12 protein-coding genes and 1 riboswitch are annotated in these 12,490 nt (G+C 72.7%); of the genes, 1 reads left to right on the plus strand and 11 read right to left on the minus strand.

Annotated elements, in window-relative coordinates; translation table 11 throughout:
* Window positions 1-8: 8 nt before the first annotated feature.
* Window positions 9-1,505: an APC family permease gene (locus RFN52_RS36665; protein ID WP_184853193.1), complete on the minus strand. Its 1,497-nt coding sequence runs from the start codon at window positions 1,503-1,505 to the stop codon at window positions 9-11.
* A 186-nt stretch (window positions 1,506-1,691) separates the two neighbouring features.
* Here RFN52_RS36665 and RFN52_RS36670 point away from each other — a divergent pair, with 186 nt between their 5' ends.
* Window positions 1,692-2,393 (plus strand): TetR/AcrR family transcriptional regulator, encoded by a 702-nt coding sequence (locus tag RFN52_RS36670; protein ID WP_184853195.1) that lies wholly within the window; start codon window positions 1,692-1,694, stop codon window positions 2,391-2,393.
* 9 nt (window positions 2,394-2,402) lie between these two features.
* Here the strand turns inward: RFN52_RS36670 and RFN52_RS36675 are convergent, their stop codons facing one another.
* The 10 genes from RFN52_RS36675 to RFN52_RS36720 form a co-directional block, all read right to left on the minus strand.
* On the minus strand, window positions 2,403-4,217 hold the full coding sequence (locus RFN52_RS36675) for an ABC transporter ATP-binding protein (protein ID WP_184853198.1): 1,815 nt from the start codon (window positions 4,215-4,217) through the stop codon (window positions 2,403-2,405).
* Window positions 4,218-4,441: 224 nt separating this feature from the next.
* A complete protein-coding gene (locus RFN52_RS36680; protein WP_184853200.1) occupies window positions 4,442-4,774 on the minus strand; it encodes an STAS domain-containing protein in 333 nt (110 codons plus the stop codon).
* Window positions 4,774-6,093 (minus strand): PP2C family protein-serine/threonine phosphatase, encoded by a 1,320-nt coding sequence (locus tag RFN52_RS36685; RefSeq protein WP_184853202.1) that lies wholly within the window; start codon window positions 6,091-6,093, stop codon window positions 4,774-4,776. Before RFN52_RS36685 ends, RFN52_RS36680 begins: the two co-directional genes overlap by 1 nt.
* Entirely contained in the window at window positions 6,093-6,896 is an 804-nt protein-coding gene (locus tag RFN52_RS36690) for an alpha/beta fold hydrolase (protein WP_184854175.1), read from the minus strand. The genes RFN52_RS36685 and RFN52_RS36690 overlap by 1 nt, the downstream gene beginning before the upstream one ends.
* A 73-nt stretch (window positions 6,897-6,969) precedes the next feature.
* On the minus strand, window positions 6,970-7,626 hold the full coding sequence (locus RFN52_RS36695; protein ID WP_184853204.1) for a maleylpyruvate isomerase N-terminal domain-containing protein: 657 nt from the start codon (window positions 7,624-7,626) through the stop codon (window positions 6,970-6,972).
* Window positions 7,627-7,865: 239 nt separating this feature from the next.
* Window positions 7,866-8,720: an energy-coupling factor ABC transporter ATP-binding protein gene (locus tag RFN52_RS36700; protein ID WP_184853206.1), complete on the minus strand. Its 855-nt coding sequence runs from the start codon at window positions 8,718-8,720 to the stop codon at window positions 7,866-7,868.
* The gene (gene cbiQ / locus RFN52_RS36705; protein WP_184853208.1) at window positions 8,717-9,466 is read right to left on the minus strand and encodes a cobalt ECF transporter T component CbiQ; all 750 of its coding nucleotides are present in this window, start codon (window positions 9,464-9,466) and stop codon (window positions 8,717-8,719) included. Before cbiQ ends, RFN52_RS36700 begins: the two co-directional genes overlap by 4 nt.
* 6 nt (window positions 9,467-9,472) lie before the next feature.
* Window positions 9,473-9,841 carry an energy-coupling factor ABC transporter substrate-binding protein gene (locus tag RFN52_RS36710; RefSeq protein ID WP_184853210.1) on the minus strand — a complete coding sequence of 123 codons (369 nt, stop codon included), beginning with the start codon at window positions 9,839-9,841 and terminating at the stop codon, window positions 9,473-9,475.
* Entirely contained in the window at window positions 9,838-10,539 is a 702-nt protein-coding gene (locus tag RFN52_RS36715) for an energy-coupling factor ABC transporter permease (protein ID WP_184853212.1), read from the minus strand. The genes RFN52_RS36710 and RFN52_RS36715 overlap by 4 nt, the downstream gene beginning before the upstream one ends.
* A gap of 30 nt (window positions 10,540-10,569) precedes the next feature.
* A riboswitch (cobalamin riboswitch) is annotated at window positions 10,570-10,756 on the minus strand.
* Window positions 10,757-10,883: 127 nt separating this feature from the next.
* Window positions 10,884-12,350 carry a serine/threonine-protein kinase gene (locus RFN52_RS36720; protein ID WP_311241147.1) on the minus strand — a complete coding sequence of 489 codons (1,467 nt, stop codon included), beginning with the start codon at window positions 12,348-12,350 and terminating at the stop codon, window positions 10,884-10,886.
* Window positions 12,351-12,490 lie beyond the last annotated feature (140 nt).

Raw genomic sequence — 12,490 nt, forward strand, 5'->3', positions numbered from 1 at the left:
AAGGAGGGTCAGACCGCCGTGCGGTCCATCGGCAGGGTGAGGGCTTCGGCGTCGGTGCCGCGCCCGGTGGTGAAGTAGGACGAGCGCCGGACGTACTTGGCCACGGCGGCCATGACGAGACCGGCGAGCACGATCACGGCGGGCAGCGAGAACATGAACCAGCCGTTGTCCGGGCTCAGTTCGAAGTGATCGCTCATCGTGAGGTAGGAGTATCCGAGGTAGACGCCCAGGCCCAGCAGCACCAGCCCGGACAGGGCGGGCACGACGACGGCGAGCAGTGCCTCGCGCGGGCCCTCGTGCCGAGCGGCGCGGAAGCGCACGGCGCAGGCGAGCGCGGTCAGGCCGTAGTAGAGGGCCACGATCAGGCCGATGGCGTTGACGGCGGCCAGCAGCATGTCGCTCAGCTTGGGGATCGCGAAGGCGAGCACGGCGATCACGGCGGCGACGGACATCACGACGACCGTCCCGGCGGCCGGAGTGCCGTAGCGCGGGTGGACCCGGGTCCACAGCGGGCCCATGGTGCGGTCGCGGCCCATGGCGAGCAGGCCGCGCGCCGTGGGGATCAAGGTGGCCTGCACCGAGGCGACGGCGGAGAACATCAGGGCGAGCAGGGGCAGGGTGGCCCAGGGCTCGGCGGCCAGCTTCTCCCCGAGGTAGCCGAGGGCCTGCGGGCCGTTGCGGACGAGTTCGGCCAGGCTCATCTCCCGCTGGAAGGCCACCGACGCAAAGAGGAACAGGCCGAGCATCGCGAACAGGGCGATGAGTCCACCCCGCGCCGAGTCGCCCGGGTTCTTCGTCTCCTCGGTGACGCTGAACGCCGCGTCCCAGCCCCAGAAGAAGAACACCGCGAGGACCATGCCCTGGGCGAAGGCGGTGCCGCTGGAGATCTCGAACGGGTTGAACCACGACAGGGAGACCGCGTGGTCGCCGGTGACCAGGGCCCAGCCGCAGAAGCCGAGCAGCACCGCGTACTCGAAGACCAGCAGCCCGAACTGGAACCGGGTCGCGCCCCGGACGCCCCTGACCGCCAGGGCGGTCAGGGCGAGCAGGATCACCAGCCCGACTGCCGTGCAGACGCCGGTGGACGTCGGATCGAGGGCGATGCCGGCCAGGCTGTGCAGGCCGGCCTTGTTGGCGAAGGCCAGCACCACCGAGCCCATGATCGCGCTGGTGTAGGCGCAGAAGATGACCGAGCCGACCAGCGTCACCCAGCCGGTCAGGAAGCCGGGCCAGGGCCCGAGGGATCTGCCGACCCAGGTGTAGCCGTTGCCGCAGTTGGGTTCGGAGCGGTTGAGACGGGCGTAGGCGAGGGCGATGCCCAGCACCGGCAGGAACGCCAGCAGCAGGAGCGCCGGGGCCTGCAGGCCCACGATGGTGGCGATCGTGCCCATGCCGATGGCGATGCTGGTGGTGGCCGCGGTGCTGGACGCGGCGATGGCGACGCCGTCGACGACGCCGAGGGAACGGCGCAGTGCGGGGCGTGGCGAGGGCGGTGCGGAGGACATGAAGGGCTCCTCGGGGGAGAGGTGGGAAGAGCCGCGCGGGACTGTGATGGAACATCCGGTGTCCACATTGGGTCAACCCTGTTGACGTAAGGCGACGGGGGCCGTTCACTGCGTCACGTGAGGAACCGTCCGTGCGCGGGGCTCCGCCGCTGCGCGAAACCGTGTGCGAGGAGAGGAGTCCCGGTCATGACCACCCGTGTCCCGCAGGAACGCCGGCGTCGCCGGCCGACCCGTTCGGGGGTCCTGCTGTCGGAGGACCTGATCGTGGAGACCGCGTTGCGGCTCATCGGCGAGCACGGGCCCGAGGCGCTGAGCGTGCGCCGGCTCGGCGCGGCCCTGGGCTGCGACCCGACCGCGCTCTACCGCTACTTCCACGACACCGACGACCTCGTGCTCGCCATCGCCGACCGGATCATCGGCGACGCTATGGCCGGCTTCACGGCCGGGGACGACTGGGTGGCCTCGCTGCGCGAGGTGGCCCTCAGGGTCCGCGCGGGCTACCTCGCCCATCCCCGCGCGGCGGCCATGGCGGCCCACCGCGTGACCCGGCGCCGGAACGAGATCGCCGCCGTGGAGACGGGCATCGGCCTGCTGCTCACGGCGGGCTTCCCACCGGCCGACGCCGCACGGCTCTACCTGGCCTTCATCGACACCGTGCTCAGTCACGCCGCCACGGAGGCCGCGTTCCACGCTCTCCCACCGCAGCAGCGCGAGGCCGACCACCGGTCGTGGCGGGACGTCTACCAGGACCTCGATCCGGCGGCGTACCCGTCCCTGACCATGGTCCGCCGGGAGCTGCCCGCGATGGCGGACAGCTCCTTCGAACCGGCGGTGGACCTCCTGCTGGAGGCCCTGGCGGCCCGGGCGCGGGCCCTCAAACGGAGGTGAGCGCCTGCGCTACAGCACCTCGGCCCGCCCCGGGGTGTCGTCCAGGAAGCCGCCCGACTGGTGCTGCCACAGTTTCGCGTAGGCACCCCCGTTCGCGAGCAGCTCCTGATGGGTGCCCTGCTCGACGATCCGGCCGCGGTCGAGGACGACGAGCTGGTCCATGCCGGCGACCGTGCTCAGCCGGTGCGCCACCACCAGCGCGGTCCGCCCGTCCATGAGCCGCCACAGGGCCTCCTGGACCAGCAGTTCGCTCTCGGAGTCCAGCGCGCTGGTCGCCTCGTCGAGCAGCAGGATCGGCGCGTCGCGCAGGATCGCCCGGGCGAGGGCGACCCGCTGGCGCTGCCCGCCGGACAGCTTGACGCCCCGCTCGCCGACCATGGTGTCGAAGCCGTCCGGCAACGCGTCGGCGAACTCGGTGACATGGGCCGCCTCGGCCGCCCGGCGGATCTCAGCGTCGGTGGCGTCCGGCCGGGCGAAGGCGATGTTGTCCCGCAGCGTGCGGTGGAACATCGCCGGGTCCTGCGGCACGTACGCGATGCGCCTGCGCAGGTCCGCCTGACGCACCCGGCTGATGTCCTGGCCGCCGACCAGGATGCGGCCGCCGTCGATGTCGGTCATCCGCAGCAGCAGCCGGGTGAGCGAGGTCTTGCCGCCGCCGGACCGGCCCACGAGGCCGATCTTCGCCCCGCTCGGCACGGTCAGGTCGAGCCCCTCGAAGAGCGGCCGGCCGCCCCGGTGCGCGAAGGTCACCTTCTCGAAGCGGACGTCGGCCGCCCGGGCCCGCAGTGGCTCCGGTGCCGGCGGGTCGAGCACCGTCGGCGGGGTCAGGAGCAGCTCGGTGAACTGCGCGGCCTCCGTCATCGAGCTCTCCAGCCGGCGGTATATCTGGTTGAACTCGAACATGATGCGGGTCGCGTTGTTGTAGTAGGCGAAGGCCACCACGATGGCCTCCACGCCGTGCGCACCGCCGGCCAGCGTCACCGCGAGCAGCAGGCCCATCGCGTTGGTGAGGACGGACATCGGCGCGACCAGCGTGTCGATGCGCAGGTTGCCGTAGTCCCACGACCGCATGGTGAGCCGGCGTGACACCGCGACCCGGGACCGGTGTTCGGCGGCCTCGCGCTCCTCCGCGGCGAACGCCCGCACGGTGTCCATGTTCATCAGGCTGTCGGCGACATGGCCCGACACCCGCGCGATCGCCTCCTCGCGCCGGTCGACGAGTGCCTGCCGGCGCCGGATGAGCGGCACCACCAGCACCGCCGTCAGGGCGATCATCACCAGCAGACCGACGACGAGCAGCGGTTCGTAACGCCACAGCACCACCGCGCCGAACACCAGGGGCACGAAGCTCCCCACGATCTGGAACGTCAGTGTGTCGACGAACTGCTCGAACCGGGAGGCGAAGCTGAGGACCCTCTTGGTCAGCGAGCCGGCGAAGTTGTCATGGAAGAACGTGGCGTCCTTGGCGAACAGTTCGTCCATGCCGATCACGTAGAGGTGCTCGATGCCCAGGGCGTCGAGACGGTTGAGGCAGTGCAGGGCGACGCGCCACAGTGCCTCCGCGGTCAGCAGGACGCCGGCGAAGGCGAGCACGTACGGCAGTGTCGAACCGGCCGTCACGTCCTCGTTCCCGGCGATGTCGCCGACGAGCTTGGCGACGATCAGCGGCGCAACGTAGTTGATCCCGATGTTGCCCAGCGCCGAGAGCAGCATCGCGGGAGCCGTCCACCGGCGGAGCCGGGACAACTCCCGTCCGTAGTGGCGAAGCGCGAGAAGCACCGAGCGCCTGCCCGGTAAAACCCTGTGTGTTTCCGGCGTTTCCATCCCACCCCTGTGTCGTCCTGTGGCCGCCCGCAGCGCCGCGCGTGCGGGCAGGGGCCATCACCGCAACGGATGCGTGAGGTTTCGGGTCGAGTCCGGAAGTGTCCCGCGATACCGACCGTCGAGTCCAAGCGTTTTCCGGCCGGGCGGTGGTGTGCGGGGAGCGCCAAGGGGCACGCCGGGCGGGCCGGGGGGAGCGGTCGCCGCCCCCGGGCGTGCCGTGCGGTTCAGGACGCGGCGCTGGAGTCCGGCCGAAGCGTGAAGACCTGGTCGAGACCGACGAGGGTGAGGACGCGCATGAGGTTCGCCGGTACGGCGGCCAGGACGACGTCGGCCCCGGCGGCCAGCGCGTGCTGGCGGGCGGCGAGGAGCGCGGTGATGCCCGAGGAGTCGCAGAACTCCAGTCCGGACAGGTCGAGGACCAGGCACTGCCCCGGTGACAGGGAGAGCTGGTCGAGCCTGCCCCGCAGGACGGGGGCCTGGTCGTAGTCCAGGTCGCCGGCCACGTGAAGAACGGGGCCGGTCGCGGTGTCGTGCTGTCTGACGGTGAGCGGGTTCATCAGGTGTGACTCGTTACGGTGCCTGTGGAGGAAGGGACGGCGGGAACGCCGAGCGCGAGCAGCGCGGTGTCGTCGTCCAGACCGTCGCCGAAACTCTCCAGCAGCCCGGTCAGGGCGGTGATCACCTCGTGCGGCGCGCCCGGCGCGTGGTCGGTGGCGAAGGCGTGCAGGGCGTCCTCGCCGTACAGGTCGTTCCGGCCGGGGCCGGTGCGGGCCTCGGTGAGGCCGTCGGTGTAGAGCACGACCGTGTCGCCGGGGCCGAGGACGGTCTCTGCGGTGCCGATCGGCGCGCCGGGGACGACGCCTATGAGCAGGCCGCCCGGGGTGGGCAGGTACTCGGCGCGGCCGTCGGAGCGCAGGACGAGCGCCGGCGGGTGGCCGCCGGAGGCGAGGCGCACCACCGTCCGCCCGTGTTCACCGACCGGCTCGATGATCCCGACGATGCAGGTGCAGTACCGGGGGTTGCCGTCGCCGGTGTACCGCTCGTGCAGGACGGCGTTCAGCGTGGCCAGGGCCGAGGCCGGGTCCGGGTCGTGGTGGGCCGCGGCGCGCAGAGTGTAACGGGTCAGCGAGGTGAGGGAGGCCGCCTCGGGGCCCTTGCCGCACACGTCGCCGAGGAAGAACACCCACCGGTCGCCGACGACCGGGAACAGGTCGTAGAAGTCGCCGCCGAGCTGGTCCGGCGAGGCCGTGTGGTAGTGGACGGCCGTCTCCAGGCCCGGTACCGCGGGCAGCGAGTCGGGCACGAGGGAACGCTGCAGCACGGCGAGCGCGTCGGCCAGCCTGGCCCGGTCCGCCTCGGCCTGCCGCCGGGCCTCGTCCGCCTCGGCGCGGGCCCGCTCGGCCTCCTCCCGGCGGCGCAGGAGCTCCCGCTCGTAGGCGCGGCGGTCCGAGGCGTCGAAGACGGTGATCCGGATCAGCAGCGGCTCGCCCTCGGTGCCGTGCTTGACCACCGCGGAGACCAGCACCGGCAGCCGGCCACCGCCCTGGCGTCGCATCTCCAGGGCGATGCCCCGCAGTTCGCCCTGCATGCGCAGCAGCGGAGCGAAGTGCGTCTCGTGGTACAGCTTCCCGCCGATGGTGAGCAGGTCCGTGAAGTGCTTGCGGCCCACCACGGCCTCACGGCCCAGGCCGAGCCACTCCAGCAGCGTGGTGTTGATCTTGGCGATGGTGCCGTCCATCATCGTGGACAGGTAGCCGCACGGCGCGGACTCGTACAGGTCCTCCGCGCTGTCCTCCAGCAGCGCGGTGAACGCCGCGTCCGTGCTCGCCTCGTCCCCTGTCTCCGCCGGCTCCGGCCCGCCGCCCGTACGGCACATCACTTCAGGGACTCCAGGAAATCGAGGATCGCCCCGGTGGTGGCCTGCGGCGCGCTGAGCTGCGGGCAGTGCCCGGTGGCGTCGAGCGTGACCAGACGGGAGCCGGGGACCGCCCCGTGCACATAGGCGCCGACCTCGCGGGGCGCGATGGCGTCCTGCTCGCACTCCAGCACGAGGGTCGGCACGGACACACCCTTGAGGTCCTCGCGGCTGTCGGTGAGGAACGTCGTACGGGCGAAGACACGGGCGATGTCGGGGTCGGTGGCGCAGAAGCTGTTGGTCAGCTCCTGGCCCAGCTCCGGCCGCTCCGGGTTGCCCATGATCACCGGGGCCATGGCGGACGACCAGCCCAGGTAGTTGGCCTCCAGGGAGGCGAGCAGCTCGTCGATGTCCTCCGTGCTGAAGCCGCCGCGGTAGCCCTCGTCGTCGATGTAGCAGGGCGAGGGCGTCACCATCACGAGCGCCCCGATCCGCTCCGGCGCCGCCTGCGCCGCCAGCACCCCGACCATGGCACTCACCGAGTGCCCCACGAACACCGCCTGCCGCAGGTCCAGCTCCTCGCAGACGTCGACGACGTCAGCGGCGTAGCCCTGGAGCGAGGAGTAGCGCTCCTCGCTCCACGCGGCGAGGTCCGAGCCGCCGGAGCCGACGTAGTCGAACAGCACCACCCGGTAGCGCTTCGCAAGCGCCGGCACCACCAGCCGCCACATGTTCTGGTCGCAGCCGAAACCGTGTGCCAGGAGCAGCACCGGCGCCCCCTCGGGGCCGGTGACGTTCACATTGTTCCTGCGGCGGATGTCCATGCTGACCATGCTCCCACCTCGGACGGAGTCCTTCGACGGCGGGCTCGCGGGCAGCCTCTTCGCGACCGCGAAGTCAGCCCAGGTACAGCGGCACCTCGATGGCCGCCTCGCCGAGCTCCGCCTGCTCCGCCTCGGTGGGCGAGCGCCGCCCGGTACCGACGAGCAGCGCGTCCACGTCGTGGAAGGACGCCGGGAACGGGACCCCCGCGATCCGCTCCAGCATCTCCCGGGAGCGGGCGAGCCCCTCCGCCGGCGGCTGCTCCGCGTTCGGGAGGTGGGCGATCAGGTCGAGGTGGTGCAGCGTCCACTCCATGACGTACGTGGCGAGGAAGTCACCCACGGTGAGGATCTCGTCGCGGGTGCCCACCCGGCCGGCCGGATCGGCGAGCAGGGCCGCGCGCCCGGCGGCGGAGCCGACGTCGTCCAGATGGAATTTCAAGAGGCGCGGATCCTCGTACGCGGCGGCCAGCCGGACGGTCAGCGCGTCGAGCGGGTCGTCACCCGTGGGCGGGGTATCGGAAATGTCCCAGTAGGTCAGTGCGTCCCGGGTCGGTTCCCGGTCGGAGGGGGTGGCCAGGGTGATCAGGACGTCCTGGGCGTCGACGATCAGATGGCACACCAGGTCCCGCACCAGCCAGCCCGTACAGCCCGAGGGCCGCCCGAAGTCCTCGTCCGACAGGTCGTCAACCGCCGCGCGCAGTGCGGCCCATGAACGGGTGAAGAGATCCACCTCGGCACCGTAGTGCGGTGCCGCGAGCCTGGACAAGCGCATCGCGGGCACGTGGAGGGTAACCGGAAGCGCCGCGCCCCTTGCCGTGTCTGCTTCGACTGACCGAGCCGCACTGACCGAGCCGCACTGACCGAGCCGCACTGACCGAGCCGCACTGACCGGGCCGCACTGACCGGGCCGCTCCGACGGTCGCAGGCGAGGCGGGCCGGACCGGGGGCGACAGGGCCACGGGGCGCCCCTCAGCGGCCGGACGCCCCCTGCCGTGCCGTTACGAGAGCGGCGAGTTCGTCGGGGGTACGCGGCCCCGGCTCCGTGCCGGACAGCAGCCCCTGGGCACGCAGGAGTTCTGCCGCCGCGGCGCCCCACGGCAGGCGCAGCCCCGCCTCGCGCAGGAGGTCCGGGCGGGCCAGTGCCGTGGCCGCCGGCCCGGTGCGCACGCCGGACGGGGTGAGGAGCGCGGCGTCGTCGGCCCAGCGCAGGGCGAGGTCGACGTCATGGGTGGCCATCACCACCGTGGTGCCCGCGGTACGGAGTCCGTCGAGGGTGGTGAGGAGCCGCTCCTGGCCGTCGGGGTCGAGTCCGGCCGTCGGCTCGTCGAGGACGAGCACGCGGGGCCGCATGGCGACCGCGCCCGCGATGGCGGTGCGCTTGCGCTGGCCGTAGGAGAGCAGATGGGTGGGCCGGTCGGCCAGGGCGGTGATGTCCAGCGCGGCGAGCGCCTCCGCCACCCGCGCCCTCACCTGTGTGTCGTCCAGGCCGAGGTTCAGCGGCCCGAAGGACACGTCCTGCTCGACGGAGGCCGCGAACAGCTGGTCGTCCGGGTCCTGCACCACCAGCTGCACGGTGGTCCGCAGCCGGGTCAGGCCCTTGCGGTCGTAGGCCACCGGCTGCCCCTCGACCGTCAGCCGGCCCTCCTGCGGCCGCAGTCCGCCGGAGAGCAGCCGCATCAGCGTGGTCTTTCCGCTGCCGTTGCGGCCGAGCAGGGCGAGCGCGCGACCCTCCCGGATCTCGAAGTCGAGCCCGCTGAGCACGGTGGGGCCGTCTTCGTAGGCGTAGGACGCGCCCCGCAGGGCGACGAGGGCGGGCTCGCTCATGTCAGCGGCCTTTCCAGTACGAAGGTGAGGGCGGCCAGCGTCGCGAGCAGCGCACAACTGGCGGCCGTGAAGCGGAGGGAGACCCGGGCCTCGGGCACCAGGACCCGCAGCGTGCCGTCGTAGCCGCGCCCGGCGAGTCCGGCCTGGAGACGGGTCGCCCGGTCGAAGGCCCGGACGAACGCGGTGGCGCCGAGCCCGGCCAGCGAACGCCACTCCGCGGCCCGGCCGGTGTGACCGAGCCGGGCCGCCTGGGCCTCCCGGATGCGGCGCATCGAGTCCAGCAGCAGGAAACTCATCCGGTACGTCACCAGCGCGACGTCGACGACCGGCGCGGGGACACCGGCCCGGACCAGGCGGGGCAGCAGGTCGGACATGGGTGTGGTGAAGGCGAACAGCAGCACGCCCAGGGAGGCCGCCGAGGTCCGCAGCAGCAACTCCCCGGCCCGGACCGGCCCGTCAGCGGCGAGGGAGACGAACCCTCCCGGCCCGCCCACCTGGACGAGCAGCGTGACCGCGCCGGTCACGCAGAAGCCCAGCGGGACCCGGTAGGCCCGCCACAGCCGCCGCCCGGGCACACCGGCCGGCCCCAGCAGCACCACCAGGGCGCTCAGGAGCACCAGGGCCGCACCCGGCCAGGGCGGCAGGGAGATCGCGAGCAGCGTGAGGCCGAGTCCGAGCACGGCCTTGTCCACGGGATGGCGGCGGCGCCAGCGACTGCTGTGCGCCGCCGCGTCGATCGGCAGCACCCGGGCTCAGTCCTGTTCCGCGGTGGACTTCCCGGCGGCGCCGGTGAGCGCGCCGCCGGCCTCGCGCTCCAGCGCCCGCTGCTCGCCCTGCCGACGGCCCCGGCGCAGACCGAAGTAGTAGGCGAGGACACCGGAGCCGAGAGCCGCCTGGAGGGAGAACAGCGCCGACTCGATCTCACCGGAGGGCGGTTCGTACAGGGGCGAGAACCACGGCTCGTAGTCCGGCTTCAGCTCGGTGATCGCCGTTTCGGCCTCGCCGTCGGCGCCCGTGAACGGCTCCTCCTTGTGGTCGCCGAGGCCGAGCGCCAGGGGCAGCACGGCCAGCGCGGCCACGGCGAGCAGCAGCACCAGGTTGATCTTCGTGTTCCTGCTCATCGGGCCACCGCCTCGGTCTCGGTCCGGGACTGCTTCTTGGCGAGGAGCACGCCCAGCCGGGTCAGTTCGCCCTTGCTGGACTGCACCAGCAGCCGCATCACCAGCACGGTCAGCAGGCCCTCGCTCACCGCGAGCGGGACCTGGGTGACGGCGAAGATGGAACCGAACTTGCCGAGCGCGCCCAGGAATCCGCTGCCCGGGTCGGGGAACGCGAGGGCCAGCTGCACGCTGGTGACGCAGTACGTGGACAGGTCGGCGACGAACGCGCCGGCGAACACCGCCACCATCAGCGGCGCGTTGGAGCGCCGCAGCAGCTTGTAGACGGCGTATCCGGCCCAGGGCCCGACGATCGCCATGGAGAAGACGTTGGCGCCGAGCGTGGTCAGGCCGCCGTGTGCGAGCAGCAGCGCCTGGAAGAGCAGGGTGATGGTGCCCAGCACCGCCATGATGGGCGGCCGGAACAGGATGGCTCCGAGGCCCGTGCCGGTGGGGTGCGAGCAACTGCCCGTGACGGACGGCAGTTTCAGGGCGGACAGGACGAACGTGAAGGCGCCGGACGCCCCGAGGAGCAGGGTGCTCTCGGGGTGCTCGCGCACTTCACGGGTGAGCGACCGGACTCCGTGGACGACGAACGGCGCCGACGCGACGCCCCAGGCGACCGCGTGCGCCGGAGGAAGGAAACCCTCGGCAATGTGCATGGCTCAGCAGACCCTCTCCAGCACCTCGTGGATGGTTGACGCGCCTTGGCCGGTCTCCTGGCTGACGGGTACCACCGCCCGTACTCCGCCTTCCCGGGCCGCAAGGACCCAGTGGCTGCCCCCTGAGGGGCCGGAGCCGGACTTCCCGATTCACAGTGGCGAGGGCCGCACCGGCATCACACCGGATTTCCCGTTCACCAAGGCCTGGTGACAATAAGGCCGGGGTAAGGCCGATGACAAGCCGCCCCAGGGGCGCGCGAGGGGGCGCCCGCTCGCACACCGGCGCATCCCCCGGCTGATCCACGCGCTCGGGCGCTCAGGTGCGGGGCCGCTTCGGGGCCCCGTCAGTCGTCGCCCCCGTCGGCCCCGCCGTCGTCGCCCTCCCCGTCGTTCCCGGCCTGGACCGGCTGCTCCGGCTTCGGCTGATCCGGGTTCGGCTGCTCCGGCCCGGCGTCGCCCGTCCCCTGCGTCGGGGCCGGGGCACCGGTCGCCGGCGGGACAGGAGCCGGGGAGGCGGGCGGCGTGGACGGAGTGACTTCGGCCACGGTGCCGGTGGTCGGCGTGGTGGCGATCTGCTGCCCGGCCCCCGGATCGGAGGTGATGGGCGAGGCGGAGTCGTCGGACGGGGTGGCCGCGGGGCTGCTCGCGGTCGGGGACGGTTCGGGTTCCGTGCCCTCGGCGCTCGTGTCGGGCGAGAACCAGCGCATGCCGAGGAGCATCGCGGCGAGGAACAGCGCCGCGGCGGCGGCCGTAGCGGCCACTCTCGACCGGCTGCCCGGCCCGCCGCGCCCGCGGGCGCGGCCCGACCGCCCTGCCTGGGCGGCCCGGGCGGCGGTGCGGTGCCCGGGGGTCGCGGGCAGCGCGTACGTGGTCGGGTGGCTGCTCTCGGCGGCCGCGTACGGGTCCCGCCCGGTATGCGGCGGCGCGGACGCGGGGTTGTTCGGCCGCAGCGGCGGTGAGACCTCGGGCAGCGGCTCGGGCAGGCCCCGCCAGGCGCCCCCGGCGAACCACTCGGCGGCCTGCTCCGCGGTGGGCCGGTTCTCGGGCTGCTTGGCCAGCAGACCGAGGAGGTAGTTCTCGAACGCCGGGGGCAGTGCGGCGACACCGAGCTCGCGGGGCGGCACGGGTGCCGAGTCGAGGTGCTGGTGCAGGAGGGCGACGGCGGTGTCGGCCTCGAACGGCGGGCGGCCGCTGAGGAGCTGGTAGAGCACGCAGCCCAGGGAGTACATGTCGGAGGCGGGCCCCGCGGGCTTGCCCAGGGCCCGTTCGGGCGCGAGGTAGAGGCCGGTGCCGACGATCTGGCCGGTGGCGGTGAGCGCGGCGCCGGGGTCGTCGAGGAACCGCGCGATGCCGAAGTCGCCGATCTTCAGCGTGCCGTGGGTGTCCAGCAGCAGGTTGGCGGGTTTGACGTCGCGGTGCACGATGCCCTGCCCGTGTGCTGCGGCGAGCCCCGCGGACGCCTGCGCGGCGAGAGCGGCGACCTGCTCCACGGGCAGCGGGCCGGAGCCGGACAGCACCCCGGCGAGGCTGTCGCCCTCGACCAGCTCCATCACCAGGTACAGCCGGTTGTCGTACTCGCCGAAGTCCAGGACGCCGACCACGTTGGGGTGGTTGAGACGCCCGGCGGTCTGCGCCTCCAGACGGAACCGGGAGGTCGCCGTGGCGTCGGTGTCCTGGGGCAGCAGCAGCTTGAGTGCCACCGCTCTGGCGAGCGTCTCGTCGTACGCACGCCAGACCTCTCCCATTCCACCGCGCCCGATCTCAACTTCCAGCCGGTAGCGGCCCGCTAGCAGCACTCGTCCTCGTCTCATGCGTATGGGAAGGTCGTCGCCGCAGGCCGAACTCCCCGCTTACGCACGGGGATTGATGGGGGGTGCCGCAGCCGACCCAGGATACTGGCGCGGCGCGACCACCGATCTCCGCAGCGGTGTCTCCCTGGGGTGCGGCACCG

This window comes from Streptomyces collinus, from assembly GCF_031348265.1.
Taxonomy (GTDB): domain Bacteria; phylum Actinomycetota; class Actinomycetes; order Streptomycetales; family Streptomycetaceae; genus Streptomyces; species Streptomyces collinus.

Excerpts from the sequence above, each read along its gene's own strand:
- RFN52_RS36670 (WP_184853195.1), top strand. The coding sequence starts at position 1,692 with ATGACCACCCGTGTCCCGCAGGAACGCCGGCGTCGCCGGCCGACCCGT.
- RFN52_RS36700 (WP_184853206.1), bottom strand. The coding sequence starts at position 8,720 with ATGAGCGAGCCCGCCCTCGTCGCCCTGCGGGGCGCGTCCTACGCCTAC.
- RFN52_RS36720 (WP_311241147.1), bottom strand. The coding sequence starts at position 12,350 with ATGAGACGAGGACGAGTGCTGCTAGCGGGCCGCTACCGGCTGGAAGTT.
- RFN52_RS36710 (WP_184853210.1), bottom strand. The coding sequence starts at position 9,841 with ATGAGCAGGAACACGAAGATCAACCTGGTGCTGCTGCTCGCCGTGGCC.
- RFN52_RS36690 (WP_184854175.1), bottom strand. The coding sequence starts at position 6,896 with ATGGACATCCGCCGCAGGAACAATGTGAACGTCACCGGCCCCGAGGGG.
- RFN52_RS36685 (WP_184853202.1), bottom strand. The coding sequence starts at position 6,093 with ATGTGCCGTACGGGCGGCGGGCCGGAGCCGGCGGAGACAGGGGACGAG.
- RFN52_RS36675 (WP_184853198.1), bottom strand. The coding sequence starts at position 4,217 with ATGGAAACGCCGGAAACACACAGGGTTTTACCGGGCAGGCGCTCGGTG.
- RFN52_RS36680 (WP_184853200.1), bottom strand. The coding sequence starts at position 4,774 with ATGAACCCGCTCACCGTCAGACAGCACGACACCGCGACCGGCCCCGTT.
- RFN52_RS36665 (WP_184853193.1), bottom strand. The coding sequence starts at position 1,505 with ATGTCCTCCGCACCGCCCTCGCCACGCCCCGCACTGCGCCGTTCCCTC.
- RFN52_RS36715 (WP_184853212.1), bottom strand. The coding sequence starts at position 10,539 with ATGCACATTGCCGAGGGTTTCCTTCCTCCGGCGCACGCGGTCGCCTGG.